The 21,774-nt window shown below is 66.5% G+C and carries 14 protein-coding genes and 1 tRNA gene; 13 read left to right on the top strand and 2 right to left on the bottom strand.

All coding sequences use genetic code 11. The annotated features are described in order from the left end of the window. The first annotated feature begins 85 nt into the window (after window positions 1-85). The gene (locus LOC56_RS11775) at window positions 86-1,018 is read left to right on the top strand and encodes a TatD family hydrolase (protein ID WP_229952451.1); all 933 of its coding nucleotides are present in this window, start codon (window positions 86-88) and stop codon (window positions 1,016-1,018) included. 426 nt (window positions 1,019-1,444) lie between these two features. After that, window positions 1,445-2,542, top strand: coding sequence for a resuscitation-promoting factor (locus tag LOC56_RS16210; protein WP_269437983.1), 1,098 nt, complete (start codon window positions 1,445-1,447; stop codon window positions 2,540-2,542). A 50-nt stretch (window positions 2,543-2,592) separates the two neighbouring features. Here the strand turns inward: LOC56_RS16210 and LOC56_RS11760 are convergent, their stop codons facing one another. Then, complete coding sequence (locus LOC56_RS11760; protein ID WP_229952450.1) at window positions 2,593-3,807, bottom strand: helix-turn-helix transcriptional regulator; 1,215 nt, start codon at window positions 3,805-3,807, stop codon at window positions 2,593-2,595. Window positions 3,808-4,055: 248 nt separating this feature from the next. Here LOC56_RS11760 and rsmA point away from each other — a divergent pair, with 248 nt between their 5' ends. From rsmA to LOC56_RS11745, 3 genes are read left to right on the top strand one after another with little or no spacing between them, the layout of a single operon-like run. Then, window positions 4,056-4,940, top strand: a complete 885-nt coding sequence (gene rsmA / locus LOC56_RS11755) for a 16S rRNA (adenine(1518)-N(6)/adenine(1519)-N(6))-dimethyltransferase RsmA (protein WP_229952449.1) — start codon at window positions 4,056-4,058, stop codon at window positions 4,938-4,940. A gap of 13 nt (window positions 4,941-4,953) precedes the next feature. Then, the gene (locus tag LOC56_RS11750) at window positions 4,954-5,910 is read left to right on the top strand and encodes a 4-(cytidine 5'-diphospho)-2-C-methyl-D-erythritol kinase (protein WP_229952448.1); all 957 of its coding nucleotides are present in this window, start codon (window positions 4,954-4,956) and stop codon (window positions 5,908-5,910) included. A gap of 6 nt (window positions 5,911-5,916) precedes the next feature. Then, window positions 5,917-7,812: an ABC-F family ATP-binding cassette domain-containing protein gene (locus LOC56_RS11745; RefSeq protein ID WP_229952447.1), complete on the top strand. Its 1,896-nt coding sequence runs from the start codon at window positions 5,917-5,919 to the stop codon at window positions 7,810-7,812. Between the two features lie 23 nt (window positions 7,813-7,835). Here the strand turns inward: LOC56_RS11745 and LOC56_RS16300 are convergent, their stop codons facing one another. Then, entirely contained in the window at window positions 7,836-8,915 is a 1,080-nt protein-coding gene (locus tag LOC56_RS16300; protein ID WP_331460939.1) for a TetR family transcriptional regulator, read from the bottom strand. A gap of 126 nt (window positions 8,916-9,041) precedes the next feature. Here LOC56_RS16300 and LOC56_RS11730 point away from each other — a divergent pair. From LOC56_RS11730 to LOC56_RS11695, 8 genes are all read left to right on the top strand, one after another. Further along, window positions 9,042-9,113, top strand: a tRNA-Gln gene (locus LOC56_RS11730). A gap of 76 nt (window positions 9,114-9,189) precedes the next feature. Further along, window positions 9,190-10,701: a bifunctional UDP-N-acetylglucosamine diphosphorylase/glucosamine-1-phosphate N-acetyltransferase GlmU gene (gene glmU / locus LOC56_RS11725; protein ID WP_331460938.1), complete on the top strand. Its 1,512-nt coding sequence runs from the start codon at window positions 9,190-9,192 to the stop codon at window positions 10,699-10,701. Then, window positions 10,701-11,684: a ribose-phosphate diphosphokinase gene (locus LOC56_RS11720; RefSeq protein WP_104104432.1), complete on the top strand. Its 984-nt coding sequence runs from the start codon at window positions 10,701-10,703 to the stop codon at window positions 11,682-11,684. Before glmU ends, LOC56_RS11720 begins: the two co-directional genes overlap by 1 nt. Window positions 11,685-11,935: 251 nt before the next feature. Beyond that, the gene (locus tag LOC56_RS11715; protein WP_229952446.1) at window positions 11,936-12,544 is read left to right on the top strand and encodes a 50S ribosomal protein L25/general stress protein Ctc; all 609 of its coding nucleotides are present in this window, start codon (window positions 11,936-11,938) and stop codon (window positions 12,542-12,544) included. A 66-nt stretch (window positions 12,545-12,610) separates the two neighbouring features. After that, window positions 12,611-13,198: an aminoacyl-tRNA hydrolase gene (pth, locus tag LOC56_RS11710; protein WP_229952445.1), complete on the top strand. Its 588-nt coding sequence runs from the start codon at window positions 12,611-12,613 to the stop codon at window positions 13,196-13,198. A gap of 410 nt (window positions 13,199-13,608) precedes the next feature. Beyond that, window positions 13,609-16,215: a helix-turn-helix transcriptional regulator gene (locus tag LOC56_RS11705; protein WP_229952444.1), complete on the top strand. Its 2,607-nt coding sequence runs from the start codon at window positions 13,609-13,611 to the stop codon at window positions 16,213-16,215. Between the two features lie 27 nt (window positions 16,216-16,242). Beyond that, window positions 16,243-18,939: a helix-turn-helix transcriptional regulator gene (locus LOC56_RS11700; RefSeq protein WP_229952443.1), complete on the top strand. Its 2,697-nt coding sequence runs from the start codon at window positions 16,243-16,245 to the stop codon at window positions 18,937-18,939. Between the two features lie 294 nt (window positions 18,940-19,233). Then, window positions 19,234-21,477: a helix-turn-helix transcriptional regulator gene (locus LOC56_RS11695; RefSeq protein WP_229952442.1), complete on the top strand. Its 2,244-nt coding sequence runs from the start codon at window positions 19,234-19,236 to the stop codon at window positions 21,475-21,477. Window positions 21,478-21,774: the final 297 nt, after the last annotated feature.

Below are 21,774 nucleotides of genomic sequence, written 5' to 3'. Positions count from 1 at the left end.
TCGGCACCGCTATCCGTAGTCGACCGGCGGGAGCTCCAACAGCAGTTTGTCTGTTTAGGCTACTAGCTCACCTAGGCTTAAGAACATGATTAATCGAAGTGGATTTGTCCCCGGCAGTACGCCGGCGGCCTACCTCCCGTCCGCCGAAGGCGCCGGAACCGTCCGGCACAAGGGCAAAGGCTATCCGCCGGCACCTGTTCCGCTGCCCGTGCCCGTAATGGATAACCACACGCATTTCGACTTTCCTGCCGGTGACATTGCCGGCGACTTTACGGTTGCCCTCGCCGCTGCCCTTGATGCGGCCGAGGCGGCCGGCGTCCAGGGCGCCGTCCAGGTAGGCACCGATCTGGAGTCTTCCCGCTTCACTGCCTCCGCCGTCGACGCCGATCCGCGCCTGCTCGGCGCGGTGGCCATCCATCCGAACGACGCACCCGTGCTTGCCACGGAGGGGACGCTGGAGCCGGCGCTCGCCGAGATCGAGGCGCTCGCAGCGCATCCGCGCATCCGGGCGATCGGCGAAACCGGGCTCGATTACTTCCGGACCGGGGAAGACGGCAGGGAACGCCAGCACTATTCGTTCCGCCGGCACATCGACATCGCCAAGCGCCTGGGCCTGGCACTTCAGATCCATGACCGCGATGCCCATGACGACGTCGTCCGCCTCCTGAAAGAGGAGGGAGCCCCCGATACGGTGGTTTTCCACTGTTTCTCGGGGGACCGTGAGCTGGCCCGTACCTGCAACGAAAACGGTTGGTACATGTCCTTCTCCGGCACCGTGACCTTCAAGAATTCGCACGGTCTCCACGAGGCCCTCTCAATCGCGGACCGGAACCTGCTGCTGGTTGAAACGGATGCTCCGTTCCTGACCCCCCACCCGCACCGCGGGCGTCCCAACGCCAGCTATATGGTCCCCTACACGGTGCGGTCCATGGCCGACCGCATGGGCGTTGACCTTTCCGAGCTGGGCGCAGCGCTGGCCGCGAACACTGTCCGGGCCTACGGCTCCTGGGCCGAGTAGTAGGAAGGTCGGCATTACCTGCTGAAGCCGGCGCCGCGCCGCGGGCCGCCACGCTACCCGCCGACCCCCTGTTTGCCCTCACATCACGGTTCGGTTACGGTAGGGAGCAATTAGCCGGGGTCGGGGAAGGCATCCGGACTATCACTGCAATAACACTGCATAATCACTGCAACAATTTGCGGGCCCATGCCGCCGAGCGGCTGCACGGACCTGTGGAGCCGTGTCCGCGGCAGTTCGCTGCTGCTGTCATGGTTTTGTTCGCCATGCCTGTGCCTGGCCGCGTTCCTTTACCCTGCCGTCCGGCAGGGTGCACCGGAATGCGCACGGCGCTTAATGTCCCCGTGCCCGGATTCTGTGACAGTTTGGAATTTCGTGGCAAATTCACTCGTAAGGCGTGGGGTAAAGCTCGTTGGCCAGGCAACCGTTATGGTGTGCCTCCTGCTCGGCATGGTTGCCTTTGTCGGCGCCAGCAAGTCGGTGGTGTTGACCGTCGACGGTGAGAGCCAGGAGGTGCAGACCTTCGACGGCACCGTTGCCGAGGTACTGGCCCAGGCCGACGTGTCCGTAACCTCCGTTGATCGGGTGACGCCGGAGCCGTCGGCAACCCTGGAGGACGGCGCCACCATCGAAGTCCAGCGGGCACTCGCGGTGGACGTCGTGGTGGACGGGAAGGGAACCACGGTCCACACCACCGGCGAGACTGTCGAGGACCTGGTCTCGGAGCTGCGGGTGGCCACCAACTCCGCCGTCTCCGCCCCGATGGATACTTCTTTGGACGGGCTGGACGGCAGAATTTCGATCTCCACTCCCAAGACGGTGTTCGTCACCGTGGACGGCAAAACCCACGAACACAGCTCCACAGCGGGAACGGTGCGGGACCTGCTGAAGGAATCAGGGGTGCAGCTCGGCGCCGCGGACCAGGTCTCGGCTCCGCGCAGCGCCGGCCTGGTGGACGGCATGGGCCTGAAGGTCACGCGTGTTTCCGCCGGCGTTGAGGAAACCGTCACTGAACCGGTGCCGTTTACCAGCTCCGAGGTTCCCAATGCGGACCTGTTGGAAGGCGAGAAGAAGGTCACCACTGCCGGAGTGGACGGGGAACGTTCCCGTGTCTTCTCGGTCACCCGCGTCGACGGCAAGGAAGTCAGCCGTACCCTCGTGAAGGAAAGCGTCACTAAGGAACCCGTAGCCGAAGCCGTGGCCAAGGGCACCAAGAAGCGCCCGGAAGCCAAACCCGCTACAGGTTCGGGTAGCGGCGGCGGCGGCGGTGAGGCACCCGCGTCCGGAACCTGGGCTGCCCTGGCGCAGTGTGAATCCGGTGGCAACTGGCACATCAACAACGGCAACGGCTATTACGGCGGCCTGCAGTTCAGCTCCGGCAGCTGGCTGGGTGCCGGCGGCGGCGCCTACGCTCCTGTTGCCAGCGAAGCCACCCCGGAGCAGCAGATCGCGGTAGCCGAGAAGCTGCGGGCCAACGGCGGATGGGGCCACTGGCCGTCCTGCGCCTCGAAGCTCGGCCTGCTCTAACCCAAGCCTGCTCAACCCCGGCTGCCCTGCTCAACCCCGGCTGCCCTGCCTCACCCGGCTGCCATCTCGTGGGCCAGGGCAGCCGCGTGTGCTGCGCGGTCCTTGGCTCCGGCCGAGCGGAAGCGCTGTTCGCTGTCCGCCAGATAGGCGGATCCGGCGTCGGGCATACCGGTTCGTGCCAAGGCCAGGCCGAGGTGGAGGGCCAGCTCGCCCGAGTCCTGAGGTGAGAGCTCGCCCCGGTGGGCGTACACACCGGAGAGCATCCAGACAGCCCGCGTATGCTCGCCGTTGAGGTCCAGCCAGATGCCCCGGCTGTGATCCGCTTCCAGCCGCTCGGGACCGTACAGTCCGACCACCGACATTGCCGCTTCGGCGTGCTCTATGCAGGCCAGCGTCTCGTTATCGTGGATGCCCGCCCCGAGCCGCATGGCGGCGGTGGCGTTATTGAAGCGGGCCCACAGCTCGACGTCGACGCCCGGCTCCAGGAGGTCCGCAGCAATACGGTGGTGCATTAGCCCGGCGTGTATGTCCCCGCGGCGAAAGGCCACGGTGCCCACTGCCCAGCGGGCCTTACCCTCGATTTGCCGGCCGACCCCCGTCTCCAGCAACGGCAGCACCAGCGTGCGGCAGTATGTCCAGGCCTCGTTCAGTCCGCCCGCCTCGGCCAGCGTGGTGACCAGCGCCCCGCACGCTTCAAGGAAGGCCCCTGCGCCGAGCCTGGATTCCTGCACCCGGTCTACGGCGCTGCGGGCATGGGCCACGGCGGAACCCAGTTCCCCGGCGCCCCTGTAGGCGGTGGCGAGCAGCGTTTCCGCCTGTGCCCTGAGGCCGGGGTACTCCGCCGCCAGGGGATGGCGGGCCAGCAGGGACGCCTTCCCGATGCAGTCCCGGTAGGAGTGCGTGGTGCAAAGGCAGTGGGCTGCCAGATAGGTCATATCCCACCAGGACCGCGGCTGCCCCTGCGCCAGTGCCGCATCCGCGGCGGCGCCCGCCAGTGAGCATGCCGCGCCGTAGTCACGCTCATCCAGCGCCTGGCGGGCGCTGAGTTCCAGGAACAAGGCCGATTGTTTCCCTGCCCGGTCCGTGGTGCCGCCCGAGGACAGGCGGTCGGAGAGCAGGCTGACCGCGCCCGGAGCGGGTTCCCTCCGCCCGGCTTCCAAAAGCGCGATCTCACGGGGCGGAAAGGTCCCGTTGCCCAGCTGAGCCTGCGTCAGGTTTAACTCCTGCCGCGCCGAACGCAGCTTTTCACCGAATGATTTGCCCATCGTCAACCCCCGATCCGCGGGTGCGGCACACTGTTACCGGTGCCGGCAATGCGCTCGATGCTACCGGCGGAAACGGGCGGTCGGCAGAGCAGTCCGCGCTTATGGCGGGCAAAACCGCGAACTCGATTTCTCCACCTCCGAGACGCACCGCTCGAGCAGAGGGAAGACGGTCCGGGGGAGTGGACCGGACGGCCGCGCAGTCCCGCACGCGGCGCCGGCGGCGACGCCCGCTCGGCTAGTATTACTGGGTGAGAGAATCCGAACCCGCCCCCCGAACACCTGTTCCCGCACTCCTCGGTGCCTCGGATATCCGGGCGCTGGCAGAGGAACTCGGAGTCCGCCCCACCAAGACCCTCGGCCAGAACTTCGTTATTGACGGAAACACCATCCGTCGGATAGTGGCTGCAGCGGACATCGCTCCGGAGGAGACCGTGCTGGAGGTTGGGCCCGGCCTCGGCTCATTGACCCTCGGACTCCTTGACGCCGCCGAATCGGTGGTGGCCGTGGAGATCGATCCCGTCCTTGCCGGCAAACTGCCGTCCACGGTTGCGCAGCGGCGTCCGGAAGCGGCCGGCCGGCTGCACGTGGTACTTGGCGACGGCATGCGGATCACCGAGCTGCCCAAGGAACCGACCGCGCTGGTAGCCAACCTGCCCTACAACGTGGCCGTCCCGGTGGTGCTGCACCTGCTGGAGCATTTCCCGTCCCTGCAGCACGGCCTGGTCATGGTCCAGGACGAAGTGGCGGACCGGATGGCCGCCAAACCCGGTTCCAAGACCTACGGGGTGCCGTCGGTGAAAGCCGCTTGGTATGCGCAGATGCGCAAGGCCGGCGTGATCGGCATGAACGTCTTCTGGCCCGCTCCGAAGATTGCCTCCGGACTGGTCGGGTTCGTCCGGCACGAACCGCCGCAGACGCGTGCCACCCGGGAAGAGGTCTTCGCGGTCATCGACGCTGCCTTTGCACAGCGCCGCAAGACGCTGCGCGCCGCCCTGGCCGGATGGGCCGGCAGTCCCGCCGAGGCGGAGAAGGCACTGCGCGCTGCGGGAGTGGATCCCAGTGCCCGCGGCGAGGTCCTGGATATCACGGCGTTTGCCCGGATCGCCGAGGCGCGGAAGCCGCTCATTGCCTGAGGAAAAGGGAACCATGGCCGCCCCGCGCTCCGTCACCGTCCGGACCCCCGGCAAGATCAACGTGTCCCTGAAGGTGGGACCGCTGCGTCCGGACGGTTACCACAGCGTGGCCAGCGTCTATCTGGCGGTGTCCCTCTTCGAGGAGGTAACGGCCACGGCGCTGGAAACCGATGAGATACAGCTGACGCTCAGCGATCCCGACGGCCGTCTTCCGCAGGGAGGCATACCCCTGGACGGGGATAACCTGGCCGCCCGTGCTGCCCGGGCCGTGGCGTCCCGGGCCGGCCTGGCACAGGCAGGCGTACGCCTGCACATCACCAAACGGGTACCGGTGGCCGGCGGCATGGGGGGCGGCTCTGCGGACGCCGCCGCCGCGCTGGTCGCCTGCAATGAACTGTGGAACGCGGGACTGACACCGGCTGAATTGGCCGGGCTGGCGGCCGGACTCGGTGCCGATGTGCCGTTTGCCCTCCTCGGCGGCGCTGCTGCCGGGCTCGGTGTGGGGGACCGGCTCACCCCGGTACCGGCACCGCACCGGCTGCACTGGGTCCTCGTCCCGGCACCCTACGGGCTTTCCACCCCGCAGGTCTATGCCGCCGTCGACCGCCTCCGCGCCGGGACCGACGTCGCCGAGCCCACGGAAGTGGACCCGGTGATCCTCGCCGCCCTGGCGGACGGGAACACCTCCGTACTGGCGGGCGTTCTAGTGAATGACCTGCAGCCGGCGGCCTTGGAACTTGCACCCGGACTTGGGACCGTTCTTGAGGCGGGGACCCGGCTCGGCGCCCTCGCCGGCATGGTCTCCGGTTCCGGCCCCACCCTGGCCTTCCTGGTGGCGGATGAAACCGCTGCGTCCGCCCTGGCCGCCGCACTGCGCACCGAAGGCCATTCGGCCCTGGCCGTTTACGGGCCGGCCGAGGGCGCCGTCACGGCTGCCGACACCACCGCACATCAGACGTACAGAAAGTAGTACCGATTGGCACACCTGCTTGGTGCTGAAAACCTCAGCATTTCCTTTGGCACGCGCACCATCCTGGACGGCGTTTCGCTCGGCCTCGAGGAAGGCGACCGGATCGGCATGGTCGGCCGCAACGGCGACGGCAAGTCGACCCTGATGAGCCTGCTGGCCGAGCGGCAGACCCCCGACGACGGCCGCGTGACCCGCCGTCGGGATGTCACCGTGGGCTACCTGGACCAGACGGACGTCCTGGACGGGGATCTGACCGTCGGCCAGGCCATCGTCGGCGACGCGGCGGACTACGAATGGGCGTCCAACGCACGGATCCGCGATGTGATGAGCGGCCTGGTGCAGGAAGTGGACTGGAACGCGTCCGTCTCTTCCCTGTCCGGCGGGCAGAAGCGCCGCGTGGCGCTGGCCAAGCTGCTCACCGGCGACGACGACGTCATCATGCTGGACGAGCCCACCAACCACCTCGACGTTGAAGGTGTGGCCTGGCTGGCCAAGCACCTGAAGCAGCGCTGGCGGCCCACGGACGGCGGCCTGCTGGTGGTCACCCACGACCGCTGGTTCCTGGACGAAATCTGCACCCGGACCTGGGAGGTCCACGATGCCATGGTGGATCCGTTCGACGGCGGGTACGCCGCCTACGTGCTGGCCCGCGCCGAGCGAGACCGGATGGCATCAGTGGTGGAAGGCAAGCGCCAGCAGCTGGTCAAGAAGGAACTGGCCTGGCTGCGCCGCGGCGCCCCGGCCCGCACCGCCAAGCCCAAGTTCCGCATCGAGGCCGCGAACAACCTGATTGCGGACGTCCCCGAACCCCGCGACACGCTGTCCCTGAACAAGATGGCCACCGCGCGCCTGGGCAAGGACGTCCTGGACCTGGAGAACGTCTCCCTGACGCTCGGGGACACCGACCTGTTCCGGAACATCACGCTGCGCCTGGCCCCGGGGGAGCGGCTGGGCCTGGTGGGTGTCAACGGCGCCGGCAAGACCACCCTGCTGCGCCTGCTCAACGGCGACATTGAACCTACCTCCGGCCGGCTGAAGCGCGGCAAAACGGTCCAGACCGCCGTGCTGTCGCAGGAAGTTAAGGAACTGGACGAGGTCGCGGACCAGCGCGTCATCGAGGTCATCGAAAACGAGAAGCGGGTCTTCAACGTGGGCGGCCGCGAGCTGTCCGCCGGCCAGCTCGTGGAGCAGCTGGGCTTCAGCGCCCAGCGGCAGTGGACCCCTGTCCGTGAGCTTTCCGGCGGCGAACGGCGCCGGCTGCAGCTGCTGCGCCTGCTGGTAGGGGAGCCGAATGTGCTGATGCTCGACGAACCGACCAATGACCTGGACACCGACACGCTGGCTGCCGTCGAGGATGTGCTGGACGGCTGGCCCGGCACGCTCGTGGTGGTCTCCCACGACCGCTACCTTCTGGAACGGGTCACCGACCACCAGATGGCACTCCTCGGTGACGGCAAGCTTCGCGGCCTGCCCGGCGGCGTGGACCAGTACCTGCAACTGCGCGGCGAAGCCTTGGCCGCCAACTCGTCTGCCTCCACCGCTGCCCGCGGTTCATCCCAGGCGGCCCGCGCGGCTGCGGCCGGGGCCTCGCGTCCCGGCGGCTCTTCCGCGGCCGCTTCAGCCGGCGCGCCGGGCGGAACGACGACGGCGCTGGCCGGCTCCGGTGCGTCCGAAGCTGAAAAGCGGGCGGCCAAGAAGGACCTCACCCGGATTGAGCGGCAGTTGAGCAAGCTCACCGCACAGGCCGAAAAAATCAACGCCCAGATGAACGATGCCACCCAGAAGGCCGGCGGCGCGGACTTTGAACTCATCGGCGAGCTCAACGCCAAGCTGCAGGCCGTTGCGGCCGAGCAGGAGGAGCTGGAAATGGAGTGGCTCGAGGCTTCGGAGATCCTCGAGTAGGATCCGCTGCCCTTAAGCGGCAGCTAGCCCAGCAGGCGCGGCAGGATGTGCGTGCTCAGCAGCGGCGAGAGATCGGTGCGTTCCGCGGCGTCTGCGGGTGCCGTCCAGAGCAGTTCCTCGATCTCCGCCGCGGCGGCGGGCTGCGGGCCGTCTGCGGGGAGGGTCCAGGCAAACAGGCCGGCGTCAATGAAGGTGTTTTCCTCATTCGCCGCCGGACCGTACCAGCGGCCCAGATCCTCGAGATCGGCGGCTGCTACGGCAAGTCCGAGTTCCTCGCCCACCTCCCGGGCTGCTGCTTCCGCAAAGGTCTCCCCGGGCTCGAGCTTCCCGCCGGGCTGCATAAAGCGCGAGGTGCCCCGCTTACGCACCAGGAGGATCCGGCCGGCGTCGTCGTGTACCAGGACAGCCGAAAGCCGAAGGACCGCCGGGGCCGGACCGCCGGAGCCTGCCTCCGGTATGGCGGAGCCGGCGGGCATGTGGGAAAGCCGGGGATCCTTCTGCAGGCCGGCCAGGCCGTTCCAGGAAAGGTTCACCAGATGCGCCGCCACGGTGGCCTTATCCGGGGTGCGGGTGTCCAGCCACCACTGGCCGGTCATGGCAACCATGCCCACCAGCATCTGCGCGTACATCCCGCCCACCTCGGCGCTCAGGCCGCGGCTGCCGAATTCCTTGGACAGGATGTGTTCCACGTGGCGGGTGATCCGGGACAGCAGGGTGGAAAACGTCCCCTCCGGCTGCGACGGCGGTGCGTCCCGGGTAAGGATCCGGAAACCGTCGGTGTGGTTCTCGATGTAGTCCAGCAAGGCGTAGGCGGCCCGTTCGAGCAGGACCCGGGGGCCGGCGTCGGCGCTAAGCGACTCGGTCATCACTTCGAGCAGGCGGCGGAACTCAATGTCCACCACCTCCGTGTAGAGGCCTTCCTTGGAACCGAAATGCTCGTAGACCACCGGTTTGGAAACACCCGCTGCGGCGGCAATCTCCTCGATGGTCGCGCCGTCGAGGCCGCGCAGGGCAAACAGCCCGCGTGCCACCTCGATCAGCTGGGCGCGGCGCTGGACGCCGGTCATACGCAGGCGTGTGCCGCCGGCGGAAGTCTTTACCACCGGACCAGTCTACCCACGCACCCCCGCCTGTTCGGCGGCAACGCCGCGCCTGGGGGCTCAACTCGCGAACGCATCGGCTCCCGTGGCAGACTAAACTCTTGTGTGCGCGGCAAGCCGCGCACATGATCCGCCCTGGTGTAATGGCAGCACCCCGGCCTTTGGAGCCGTGGAGTATAGGTTCGAATCCTATGGGCGGAACGCTGCGCAGCGGACCTGTGAAGGGCTGCCGCGGAGCCGATATACGCCGGCCGTACCACCGAGGAGCGCCATTTTCGTGACCACCAACGATGTCCGAACCAACGAGGCCTCCACCGGCGCTTTGTCCGCGGTGATTGTCCTTGCAGCCGGCGCCGGAACGCGGATGAAGTCCCGGACCCCGAAAATCCTGCATCCCGTGGGCGGCATCTCGATGCTTGGCCATGCACTTGCCGCAGCCTCCGAGCTGCACCCCCGTTTCCTGGCCGTCGTGGTGCGCCACGAACGGGACCTCGTCGCCGCTCATGCCTCTGAACAGGCCCCCGGGGCCGTCATCGTTGACCAGGATGCGGTTCCCGGCACCGGCCGCGCGGTACAGGTGGCACTCTCTGCCTTGGACGCCGTCGCCCCGCTCGAAGGCACCGTTGTAGTCACCTACGGGGATACCCCGCTGCTCGAAGCACAGACACTCCGCAACCTGGTCGCGGTGCACGAAACGGACGGCAACGCCGTGACCGTCCTGACCTCGCGGCTTGCGGACCCGACGGGCTACGGACGGGTCCTGCGGGCAGAAGACGGCACCGTGACCGGAATCGTGGAGCACAAGGACGCCACGGATGAGCAGCGTGCCGTAAACGAGATCAACTCCGGTATTTACGCCTTCGACGCCGCGGTGCTCCGCAGCGCCTTGGAATCGGTGACCACCTCCAACTCGCAGGGCGAGATGTACCTGACCGACGTGCTGGGCATCGCCCGCGCGGCGGGCGGACGGATCAGCGCGGTTGTCACCGACGACACCTGGCAGGTGGAAGGCGCCAATGACCGCGTCCAGCTTGCTACCCTCAACGCAGAACACAACCGGCGCAACCTGGACCGGTGGATGCGCGCCGGTGTCACCGTCGTGGATCCGGCCACCACCTGGATCGACTCGACCGTGACCCTCGCTGAAGACGTCACTGTCCTGCCGGGCACGCAGCTGCACGGTTCCACCAGCATTGCCCGGGACGCCGTCGTCGGGCCGGATACCACGCTGACCAACGTCACCGTGGGCGAGGGCGCTTCGGTGGTGCGGACCCACGGCAGCGATGCCGTACTGGGCGCCGGAACCAGCGTGGGACCGTTCGCGTACCTGCGCCCCGGAACGGTGCTGGGCGCAAAGGGCAAGATCGGAACCTTCGTGGAAACCAAGAACGCCGACATCGGCGCCGGATCCAAGGTCCCCCACCTTTCCTATGTGGGGGATGCCACCATCGGCGAGCAGTCGAACATCGGTGCGGCCTCGGTTTTCGTGAACTATGACGGCGTAAACAAGCACCATACGACCATCGGTTCGCACGTACGCATGGGCAGCGACAACATGTACGTGGCACCCGTCACGGTGGGCGACGGAGCGTACAGTGGAGCCGGAACGGTGATCCGCAAGGATGTCCCCGCCGGTGCCCTGGCGATCAATGTGGCGCCTCAGCGCAACCTCGACGGCTGGGTGCTGGAGAAGCGCCCCGGCACGGCCGCCGCGGCAGCCGCCGCGGCTTCCGCCACCAACACTTCTTCCTCCGAAACTGATTCCCCCACGCGAGAAAGCGATCACTAATGAGCAGCGAGATCACCGCACAAGGTGAAAAGAAGCTTGTCCTTGCCACTGGCCGGGCACACCCGGAGCTGGCGGAGGAGATTGCACGCTGTCTTGACACGGACCTGCTGCCGCTGGCTTCTTATGACTTCGCGAACGGCGAGATCTACGTCCGTCCCGGTGAGAGTGTCCGCGGCACCGATGCCTTCGTGATCCAGGCACATCCGGCACCGATGAACAACTGGCTGATGGAACAGCTGATTACCGTGGATGCGTTGAAGCGGGCCTCTGCCAAGCGCATCACCGTGGTCTCCCCGTTCTACCCGTACGCCCGGCAGGACAAGAAGGGCCGCGGCCGCGAACCCATCTCTGCCCGCCTGATCGCAGACCTGTACAAGACCGCCGGCGCAGACCGCATCATGAGCGTGGACCTGCACACCTCCCAGATCCAGGGCTTCTTCGACGGTCCCGTGGACCACCTGATGGCCATCCCGCTGCTGGCCGACTACATCCGCACCCGGGTGGATGTCTCCAACGTCACCGTAGTGTCCCCGGACACCGGCCGCGTCCGCGTTGCCGAGCAGTGGGCCGAGCGCCTGGGAGGCGCGCCGCTTGCCTTCGTGCACAAGAGCCGCGACCTCACCGTCCCGAACCAGGCCGTCTCCAAGCAGGTCGTGGGACAGGTTGAAGGCCGCACCTGCGTCCTCATCGACGACATGATCGACACCGGCGGCACCATTGCCGGTGCCGTTCGCGTGCTCAAGGAAGCCGGCGCCAAGGACGTCATCATCGCTGCCACGCATGCGGTGTTCTCCGACCCGGCGGCGCGGACCCTCGCCGAGTCCGGCGCCCGCGAGGTGGTTGTCACCAACACCCTGCCTATTCCGGCTGCCAAGCGTTTTGACCAGCTGACCGTGCTCTCGATTGCCCCGCTGATTGCCCGGGCCATCAAGGAGGTCTTCGAAGACGGATCCGTCACGAGCCTCTTCGACGGCAAGGCCTAGGCACTAACAGCACCCCGATAACCGCCCGCCCGGGCTGCGCGTCGGCGCCGTTCGGGCGGGCGGACTTGTGCTGGTAGCATTGAGACCGATGCCTAGGCGAGGGAGCGGCCCGGAGAATTCCGGACGAACTCCGTTATCGACGGTGGCTGGCAACTTCTGATCGTACAAGGGACTGTTATCCGGTCCGTACGGTGCACTGTTCCGAAACCGGCGCCTGAGGCAACCACGGAACACCACTTACAGGAGTAGCAATGTCTGAGCAGAAGCTCGCAGGAACCGCCCGCACCGAGTTCGGCAAGGGTGCAGCCCGCAAGGCCCGCGCCGCCGGCCAGATCCCGGCTGTCATCTACGGCCACGGCGCCGATGTCATGCACATCCTGCTGCCGGCCAAGGCCACCACGCTGGCCGTCCGCACCTCCAACGCCCTGCTGGAAATCGACGTCGACGGCGAGTCCCACCTGGCTCTGGCCCGCGACATCCAGCGCGACCCGATCAAGCAGATCATTGAGCACATCGACCTCCTGACCGTCCGCAAGGGCGAAAAGGTCGAGGTTGAGGTCAACGTCCACGTTGAAGGCGAACTGCAGGCAGGCGACTCGGTCTACAACCAGGAAGCCAACACCGTTCTGGTTGCCGCCGACGCCACCGATCTGCCGGAAACCATCGTGGTCAGCATCGAAGGCCGCAAGGCCGGCGAGCACATCTACGCCTCCGACCTGGTCCTGCCTGCCGGCGTCGAGCTGCTGCTTGATCCGGAGACCATGATCATCAACATCTCCGAGCCCACCGTCCAGGACCTGGGCGCTCCGTCTGACGAGCAGGTTGCTGTTGCAGCTGCTGAAGTCGGCGCCGAAGCGTAACCCACTTCCGGGGTCTGCTCCCCGTAACGGAGCCGTCCGGTTCTCATTGAAGGAGCAGTACCAGTAGTGAGCAGCAATACCTGGCTTGTAGCCGGGCTCGGCAACCCCGGGCCCGGCTACAGCCGTAACCGGCACAATGTGGGCCAGATGGTCCTGGATGAACTTGCCTCCCGCATGGGTGGAAAGTTCAAGACCCATAAGTCCCACGCGTCCATTGTCGAAGGACGCCTCGGCATCGGCGGTCCGCGCGTGGTGCTGGCCAAGCCCCTGACCTACATGAATCTGTCCGGCGGTCCCGTTTCCTCCCTGGCGCGGTTCTTCGACATCGACCCCGCACAGGTGGTGGCCGTCCACGACGAGATCGACATCCCCTTCAACACCATCAAGCTCAAGCTCGGCGGGGGAGAAGGCGGACACAACGGTCTCCGGGACATCAGCAAGGCCCTGGGCACCAAGGACTATCTTCGTGTGCGGGTAGGCGTCGGCCGCCCGCCGGGGCGTATGGACACCGCAGACTACGTACTCAAGGATTTTTCCGGTACTGAGGCCAAGGAGCTTCCGTTCCTCGTCGGCGACGCTGCCGACGCCGTGGAGCTGCTCCTGTCCGATGGCCTTACCGCCGCTCAGCAGAAGTTTCATGCCACAGGTGCCTGACCTCAGAGCTAGGTAGGAGCGGGGCAGAATGGAGTAGTTTTCCAGCGTCCCGAATGCCGGGGGACCATTGTTTCGGTTCGGTTACCGGGCCTAAAATGGAACCAGCCTTCAGGGCTCCCAAAGCGGGGCCGACGTCGGGAGGCCTCCGAGACTGGGCCACCCCCATCCCGGCGTCGGTCCCTTATTATCACCGCATTTCCGCCTCAGCCCGGGTGCAGCCCGATGCCTTGGAGCCAGGCTGAAGCCGGTTCGGCGCGTCCATCCGGCGTGCCGTGCGGAAACATGCTTTTGTATCTAGACGCTGCCTACTTACGCGCGTATGCTCCATTCCACTGAGCAGTTGCTACCGATAGACGCGGCATCCCGAATCCGGATACCGTGCTGGCGTTGTGGGGGGCGTGGGCTGGTTGATGGAAAGTGTTTCACTTGCCGCCGGGTTAATCGGACGCAATGACCTTCTTGACGATCTGTGTTCGGCACTTGCTGCCGGCGGAGCCGGAGCAGTCATCCTCGGTCAACCCGGTGCCGGGAAAACTGCCGTGCTTAATGCCGTCGCTGACCGCCTGCGGGCAGACTTCCACGTGATTCCGGTCCGCGGCACAGCTATCGCCGCCGAGACTCCGTACGGGGCCCTGGCCTACCTTGTAAGCGGCCTGCCCGAAGGCTCGGACCAGGATCCGCTTCAGCTGCTGCAGGAACTGAGCCGCTCCTTTGACTCCGAAGCGCAGGAAAACCCCGTGCTGGTCACGGTGGACAACGCGGACCGGTTGGATCGATTTTCCGTCATGGTGCTGTCCCAGTTGCTACGGCGGGGAAAGATTGCCGTGCTGGCTGCTGCTTCCCAGCCGATGGACGCAGACCATGAGCTGGTTGGCCTGTGGAGCGAAGGCCTAGTGGAACGGGTGGACCTTGAACTGCTTACAGAGCGGCAAACCCGCCAGTTGATGCAGGAACTGCTCGGAGGACCCGTATCCTCCCTTGCCGCGGGCACAATGTGGCAGGAAACAGCGGGCAGCCCCCGGCTCATCCGGCTCATGACAGGTGCACAGGTGCGCTCCGGAACCTTGGTGCGTCGGGAAACCATATGGGTCCGGACAGCCCCCTTTGTCCGCACCGGCGAGGTCAGCGAGGTTTTCGACACCGTACTGGACCGGTTGGGCGCACACGAACGCCGGCTGGTGGAGGTCCTGGCGCTGTGCATCAGCCTGCCTTTATCCAGCGTCCTGGAACTGGTACCGGCAGCCGCCGTCGAGACACTCGAAGAGCAGCAGGTTATTTCTGTTGGCGGCGACCCGCCGTCAGTGAGGCTCGGTGGTGGAACTCCGGGGTCAGTGATAGCGGCGAGTATGGCGCCCGGCCGGAGGCGGGAACTGTGGGAAGACGTGGCAGTCCGGATTGACCCCACGGACATGGACGGGGAGGAACTGACCGCTTTCCTGGGCTGGGCCCTGTCCTGCGGTGAGGAGGTTCGTCCGGCGGACGCCCTCCGCGCCGCGCGTGCGGCCAACGACCGTGCGGATGCAGCGGCCGCGCTCCGGTTTGTCCGGTCAGTGCCTTCGAAGGCCGCCAGTCAGGAGATGGTTCTTGAAGAGGTCCGCGCCCTGCACAGTGTGGGGCAGCTCGACAAGGCACTGCGCGTTTTCCGCGACGCGCAGCCACGCCTGGCATCGGAGAAGCGGTCCAGCTTTGTGCCGTTGATGCTGCTTTACAGCCATCTCCTGGCCCGTGTTCCCGGATCAGGAGACCCCCAACAGGCCCTTGCCGCAATTGAGGAGTCATGCCCGGCAGAGGGGGATTCACCGGAATTGGAAGCCGCGCTGGTCATTGCCCGCACCGCACTGGCTGCAGACGGGGGCCGGCTTCCGTTGGTCCCGGACCGCCTCACGAGCCTCGCCGGGGACGGAAAACTGGGGCAGGCCACTCGGATGCAGGCAGCGGCGTTGTCCGCCCATGTCCTCGCCCTGGCCGGGCGGACCGGCGAAGCACTGCACATCCTCGACCAGCTGGGCCAGCCGGAGAACTACGCTCTCAATGCCGCGAATGCCGGGGAAGTCTGCACCCGCATATTCGATACCTATGTCCTTTCGGGAGAGCTGGCCCGGGCCGCCGAATTCGTTCGGGCCTTCGATGAGGCCGGGGTCCGGCCCTCCTACCAAGGCAGCGCAGGTGAGCTGGCCGTGGCCGTCCTGGCGGCCTGGCAAGGGCAGGAGCGGGGAACCCGGGATGCGCTGACCGGCGCTATCGGGCAGCTCCTCATCCATGACCCGCAGGATATGCTTCCCCTTGCCCGGACCCTCACTGCCTATATCCATCGCGAGCGGCGCCCCGAAGCCGCCGAGATGCTTCGGCAGGCACGCGCCGGAAGGCAATATTACGGCTACTTCCGAGGGTTCCTCCTCCGCTATTTCGCGATCCTGTCCGAAGATGCCGACGACGGAATCCGCTCCGGGCGCCTCCGCGGAGAAGCTGCGTCCGCCCATGCGGCAGGGTACGCGGCACCGGCACTGCTGTTCCTGTCGGCAGCTGTCCGGGCCGGTGACAAGGACGCCGCCGAGGATGTCATTAGGGTGTCCAAGGACGTGAGCGGAAGGTTCAGCGGGCTGATGGCGGACTTCGCTGCCGGATTGCTCAACGATGATCCTGCCCGGCTGGTTGCCGCGGCAAAGGGATTCATTGAGTGCGGTCAGTACCTGCTGTCCCGGGATGCCGCCCGGGCTGCTGAGCACCGTCTGACCAACTGCACCGCAGGTGAGCGGAAAACACTGGCACGAGCGGCCCGTGAAGTGGCAAATGCAAGCATGCGTCGTATGCAGCACTCCGGTGACCGCGCAGAAACACTGGCAGAACTGAGCGAATTTGAGGCAGATCTTGCGCGTAGGGCGGTTACGATAGCCACCACCACGCAGATAGCCGGGGATCTGAACCTCTCTCCCCGAACCATCGAGTGGCATCTGGGAAAGATTTTCGCGAAGCTCCACGTCTCCGGCCGCACCGAGCTGTCCGAGATCCTGGCCTAGGGACCGACGGGGGATGGGATGCACGGGTTGAACGCACGGTTGCTGACGGGCAGGGATATCGTCCTTGCCTCCGTGCTCGAGAGCCTGCGCCGCCCCGCTGGACACGGTGCCGCCGTGGCTGCGGAAGCCGGACTGGGCAAGACTGCCATAGCAACGGCAGCCGCCCAGGAAATGCACGCCGAGATGCCCGTCTACTGGGTGTACTCCAGTCCCGCCCTGAAGACCGTGCCGTACGGTGCACTGGCTGCGCTACTGCCGGACCTCGCGCCGGGACAGACGGGGTCTGCCCTTGCAGTGATGCGTGCCTTGATGGCTCGCATCATTCCCCGGGCACCGGAGGGCGGAGCGCACGCAGGCCGGCCGGGCAGCGCACCGTTGGTGGTTGTCGACGATGCGCACGACATTGACGACCCCAGCCTCGATCTACTCGTCCAGCTCCTTGACGCCCGCCACATCAGGCTGCTCGTCCTGACCAGGACCTTCCAGGACATTTCACGGGTGCTGCCGCAAATGTGGGACGGGCAGGTAACCCGCCACCAGCTGCTGCCGCTGGACGAACGGGAGGTCCTTCAGCTGTGCCAGCAGGAGCTCCAGGGCCAGGTCAGCACCACTGCCGCGGTTGAGCTGGCCCGCCTCACCGGTGGAAATCCCATGTACCTGCTTGCTTTGCTCGACGAGGCGGTGCGCACCGGCTTCCTGGTCCAGCGGCAGGGCATCTGGGGAACTACAGACAGCGAGACGCCCGTCGGAGGACGCGTGGGAGACCTCGTCAAAGCCCAGGTCCGGGGTCTGGACCCGGCGGACCGCACGGCGCTGGAGATCATTTCGCTTGCTGAACCGCTGCCGCTGCGGCTTGCCTTCCGGCTGGGACTGCATGCCTCGGTGGACCGTCTGGCGAATCTCCTCCTGGCGACGGTTTCGGGCACGTCCGACGCCGGACAGGTTGTGCGTCCGCTGCACCCGATCTATGGAGAAGTTGTCCGGGGGATGGTTCCGGCTGCCCGCAGTGCGCGGCTGCATAAACAGCTGCAGGCCGTGCTGGCAGGCGTGGACATGGGGGAGGAAGGGCAGCTCCACCTTGTCTCGTGGTCCTTGGCGCTCGGGGCGCCGGTTCCGGAGCAGGAGCTGCTGTATGCCGCGGAAACGGCAAACAACCGATCCGATCCCCGGCTGGCACTGAGGGCTGCCGCTGCTGCAGGAAGAGGGGCGCTGCGCATACCGGCACGCATCCAGGAGGCGCGCGCATTGCTGCTGCTCGGCGAAGCAGACCAGGCAACGGCAACGTTGGAGGGCACACTCGAGCAGGCAGCAGACCTGCGCACCGTGAAGCAGGCGATGATGGTGCACGTCCAGCTGGCGCAGCAGTCCACAGCCGGGACCGGCTGGGAGGTTCCCTTGGCCAGGCAGTGGAAACGGGCAATAGACCGCTTGTCCGGGAGCCAGCCGGCGGAAGCGGTTGAGCCGGCCCGCTGCGGGGCAGAGATGCTCCGTCTCCTGTCCCGGGTTTGGGCGGGTGAATACGCCCATGCGGAACTGGAACTGGCTGAGGTACTCCGCAAAGCACGTGAAAGCGCCGACACCGAAGCAATCCTGTTTGCCGAAGCGATGACGGCTGAGGTCCAAATTGCGACAGGGAGGGCACAAACCGCGCTTGAACACAGCACGGCCGCCATGGACCTATTACCTGAAACCACTGCCGGTGCACCGCTTCTCGCCCCGTTTGTCCTCCACCGGCATCTCACCGCGCTGCTCTGGCTAGGGGAATGGGAACAGCTGCAGCGGTCCGTTGCCTCCGCGGATTCGCCTGTTCAACGCGCGCTGTTGCATTCCGGCGGAGTGGCGGATTTTGCGATGGGCCTGAGCCACCTGCGTTCCAGCAACCTGCACGAGGCCGTGAAGGACTTTTCCGCTGCAGTGGAAGCAGCAACCCGCAATGATCCCGAAGGGATTCTTCCGCTGTCCCTGGCATTGGCTGCCTTTGCCGCCGCGAGCCTTGGTCAGCGGGAAGCTGCCGGGCGGCTGCTTGCCTCCGCTGGAAGGACTCCGCCGCGCGGACCGGAACAATACCGGCTTCTGGCTGAGGGCATCCTCGCCGGGGGACGGTTCGCACTGGATTCCGATGGTTCTTACCTTCAAAAGCTGCGCGACACGGCCGCTGCGGCGCAGGAGCGCTCCTTCACGGCGGTGGAATTCACCCTGCGCACTCTGTCCCTGCGGCTGGGGGACTTTTCCGAGGCCGGCCGCCTGCTGAAGGTGACAGAGGGTTTCGAAGGACCGCAGGCCCTCGTGCTGAACCGGGTGACCAGGGCCTTCGTTGACCAGGACAGTGCGGCGTTGGTGGCACTGGGCTCGGACCCGGAGCCGGAACTCGACCTGCAGCTGGCCCGGCAATGCCTGCTCGAAGCCCAGCGGCTGGCACGCAGGAACAACGACCGTGCCTTGTTGAACCGGATCCATCGGCTGACGGGACGGCACGGCGGCGGGAACCGCGGCATGCTTCCGGAGTTGACCCGGCGGGAGCGAGACGTTGCTGCCCTGGTCGCCGACGGGAAGCGCAACGCGGAAATCGCCAGAACGCTGAACCTCTCCGTCCGTACTGTCGAAGGACATATCTACCGGACGTACGAGAAACTGGGGATCAGCCGGCGGGAAGAACTGAGGGAACGGTTTCCCCTGCTTGACCGCCCCGCCGGAGGCTGGAACCGGCCTGCTCCGGCCGAGTAATTTCCGCCGGGAACACCAGTAGGTTTTACTCGGGCGCTGCCATTCCGGGGTTCGTAGCCTTGTGCATGTTACTCAAGGTCAACACGGTTACGGCAGCGGGTTTCCATCCGCTTCTGCCGCACCGGTACCTCGGGTCCCACATACGGAGCCGGCGGCGTCGATGCCCTCTGAGACCGGGGCGTCCCCCCAGCCGCCGTCGGCTCCTTCCCGGGTGCATTCCATGCGCCCGCAGCAAGACCCCCGCACTACGGGCGTGACGCCAGGTTTGCACGACGCCGGTGAAGGAGCCGTTCGATGGAAGTTGCCGGACGCAGCCGGACTCTCAGCGGCAGCCCGGACCCCGGAAGGAAAACCGGCACCCACCAACCCCTGCTGGCGCAGGTGGAAAACGCGGTGGCAGGAGCCCTCGAAGCACTGTCCGAAGACCGGAGCGTGGTGGTGACGGGGGCAGCGGGAACAGGTAAGACCACCGCGATGGCCGGGATCCTGGCCGGCCTCGGCGACAGCTATTCGGTGCTGCAGCTGCGCGGCGCGGCTTCATGGGCCGGAAGGCCTTTCGCAGGGCTGTTCTGGCTGCTCAGTGAGCTGCCGCCTGAGACGCTGTCCGATCCGGTTTACGTGCTCCAGTTCCTCCGGCGGGTCTTGAAAGACAAGGCAGCCGGACGGCGTCTTGTACTGGCAATCGAAAACGTGGAAGACATGGACGAGGCAACCGTCGCGGTTCTTCTCCAACTGTGCAGGACAGGCAGTGCCCTGGTGCTGGCAACTGTCCGGGACCTCTCCGCCTGCACCGGCGAGTTCGTCCGATGGTGGTCCGAAGGGTCAGTGCACAGGGAAGGCCTGGAGCCGTTGCATCCCGGCGGAACCCGGGTGTTGCTGGAAGGACTGGCCGGGGCAACGGTTTCCAACCGGTTGGTGGTCCAGGTACAGGCGCGGAGCCGGGGCAACCCGCTGCTTTCTGCAGTGTTCCTACAGGAACAAATGGACGCCGGGACAGTGGTCCGCCGGCGGGGAACATGGGTATGGACGGGGTCGGTGTCATATTCCGGCGCCCTGACCGAGCGGGTGGAGGCGGAGACCGGCGGGCTGTCCACCGCGGAACGGTTCGCTGCAGACGTGCTCGCGGTCTGCGGTGCCCTGCCCGTTCTTTTGCTTCTGCAGATTGCCGATCCACCGGCTGTGGAACGGCTTGAACAGGATCTGCTGGTCTCCTCCGGATCGGCCGGTACCCTCCGGTTCAAGGATCCGCTGCTCGCCGAGACCGCGGCAGCACTGGTCCCGCCGGGCCGCGCCGCAGACATCCGGGCCCGGCTTGACGCGGTCCGGAGCCGGCAGCATGCCGAATACACCGGGAACCCCCCGCATGCCGCGGACATAGCTGCTGCACGGGCAGCAGTGCAGGAAGCAGGCGACTTGTCCCGCTACGGCCGGTGGACGGAAGCCGGCGCAGCGGCACGGGCCGGGCTGGAGCTGGCAGACAGGTGTGGAATAACCGGCGGCCAGCGGCGGGACCTCCTGTCGGAGTTGTTCTGTGTGTTCCTGCGCTGCGGCGAGCTGCGCCATGCCGCCGATGTCCTGGCCCAAACAGATGAGGCAGTCGAGGGAATGGAACTTCGAGGCGGCAACGATCTGTGCGAGGGCATTGTGCAGGTCCTGGGCGGCCGCGCTGACCGTGCCTTGGACTCCCTGCAGCGGGCGCTTGCCCAGTTCGAGGAAGAAGGAACAGGGGACCTGGTTCCCCTGGCCGGAACGGCTGCGGCTTATGCATGCGTCCTGCTTGACGACGGCGATGCTGCCCGCAGCTACCTTTCGGCGGCCGGCCGCGGTACCCGGCAGCGTAGGGGCGGTGCCAATGCTTCTTCCACGGACACCGGCGCACGGACCTCCGACTGGGAAACCGCCCTCACCCGTAGCTTTTCCGGGTTGTGCGCCGTTCACGGGGTAACGGTCCCCGAGGACAACGCGGGGTTTACTGAAGCCGCCGCCAGCGGCGCCCCACAGGACCTTTCTATGTCCATGCTTGTGTTGGCCGCTGCGGCTCTGCACGGCAGGCAGGGGGCAGCGGAGGAACTGCGGGAGGCAGCGGCCGGCTGCAGCGGGGATTCCGCGCAGATGTACCTGGAGCTGGCCGAGGGGCTCACGGCGCGCCGACCCGCCAGCCTGCTCAGGGCAGCGGAAACGGCGCACAGCTTGGGTCAGTACCTGACGGCCTACGGGGCAGCCGGCGGGGCAGTCCGCCTGGCACGCGAGCAGTCCGACCGCGCGCGGCTGCGTGCTGCGCGGCGAATCGAGAATGCCAGTTACCGCTTGCTGCGGGCGGCAAACTCGGTGGCCGACCGGTTACCGGAATTGTCGGACTTTGAGCGGGAGCTGGCACTCGGGGCTGCAGCAGGGAAGAGCAGTTCACAACTGGCGGGTGGCCTGCACCTCTCACCAAGGACAGTGGACTGGCACCTCGGCCGCATCTTTCAGAAACTACGCGTTTCGGGGCGCACAGAACTGAGGGAGTGCCTCGAGTCGGAGCGCCCGCGTAGCTGATGCGGCGCATTTCCCTCGGCGGCGGCGTTGTTGGCGGCGTTGCAGGTGGTTGGTACGGAGAAACCACGTAGACACGGGCCGTACCGGCACTTCATTACCAAGTAGCCCAGGTGGTGTTACTAGGGAGCGCTACTCGTGTAGCGCAGACGCTCCCTTTCTACTCTGGTGCAAGGCAGCAGAGCCTCCAGTCCCGCGGAACCTGCACGCCGACGGCGCCTGGGGGCGGCAGCTCCCTTGCCGAACCTGTTCCAGAACCGCTTGTACCTGAACCGAAGAACGTTAGCCGACAGAAAACGG

It is taken from the genome of Arthrobacter sp. zg-Y179 (genome assembly GCF_020907345.1).
GTDB classification, from domain to species: Bacteria; Actinomycetota; Actinomycetes; order Actinomycetales; family Micrococcaceae; genus Arthrobacter_B; species Arthrobacter_B jinronghuae.
Note: the sequence above shows the minus strand (reverse complement) of the source record. Positions and strands in the feature narration are given on the sequence as shown.

Coding starts and splice junctions, on each gene's coding strand:
- LOC56_RS11775 (WP_229952451.1), top strand. CDS start 86: ATGATTAATCGAAGTGGATTTGTCCCCGGCAGTACGCCGGCGGCCTAC.
- LOC56_RS11750 (WP_229952448.1), top strand. CDS start 4,954: ATGGCCGCCCCGCGCTCCGTCACCGTCCGGACCCCCGGCAAGATCAAC.
- LOC56_RS11695 (WP_229952442.1), top strand. CDS start 19,234: ATGGAAGTTGCCGGACGCAGCCGGACTCTCAGCGGCAGCCCGGACCCC.
- LOC56_RS11760 (WP_229952450.1), bottom strand. CDS start 3,807: ATGGGCAAATCATTCGGTGAAAAGCTGCGTTCGGCGCGGCAGGAGTTA.
- LOC56_RS11720 (WP_104104432.1), top strand. CDS start 10,701: ATGAGCAGCGAGATCACCGCACAAGGTGAAAAGAAGCTTGTCCTTGCC.
- LOC56_RS16210 (WP_269437983.1), top strand. CDS start 1,445: ATGGTGTGCCTCCTGCTCGGCATGGTTGCCTTTGTCGGCGCCAGCAAG.
- LOC56_RS11715 (WP_229952446.1), top strand. CDS start 11,936: ATGTCTGAGCAGAAGCTCGCAGGAACCGCCCGCACCGAGTTCGGCAAG.
- LOC56_RS11705 (WP_229952444.1), top strand. CDS start 13,609: ATGGAAAGTGTTTCACTTGCCGCCGGGTTAATCGGACGCAATGACCTT.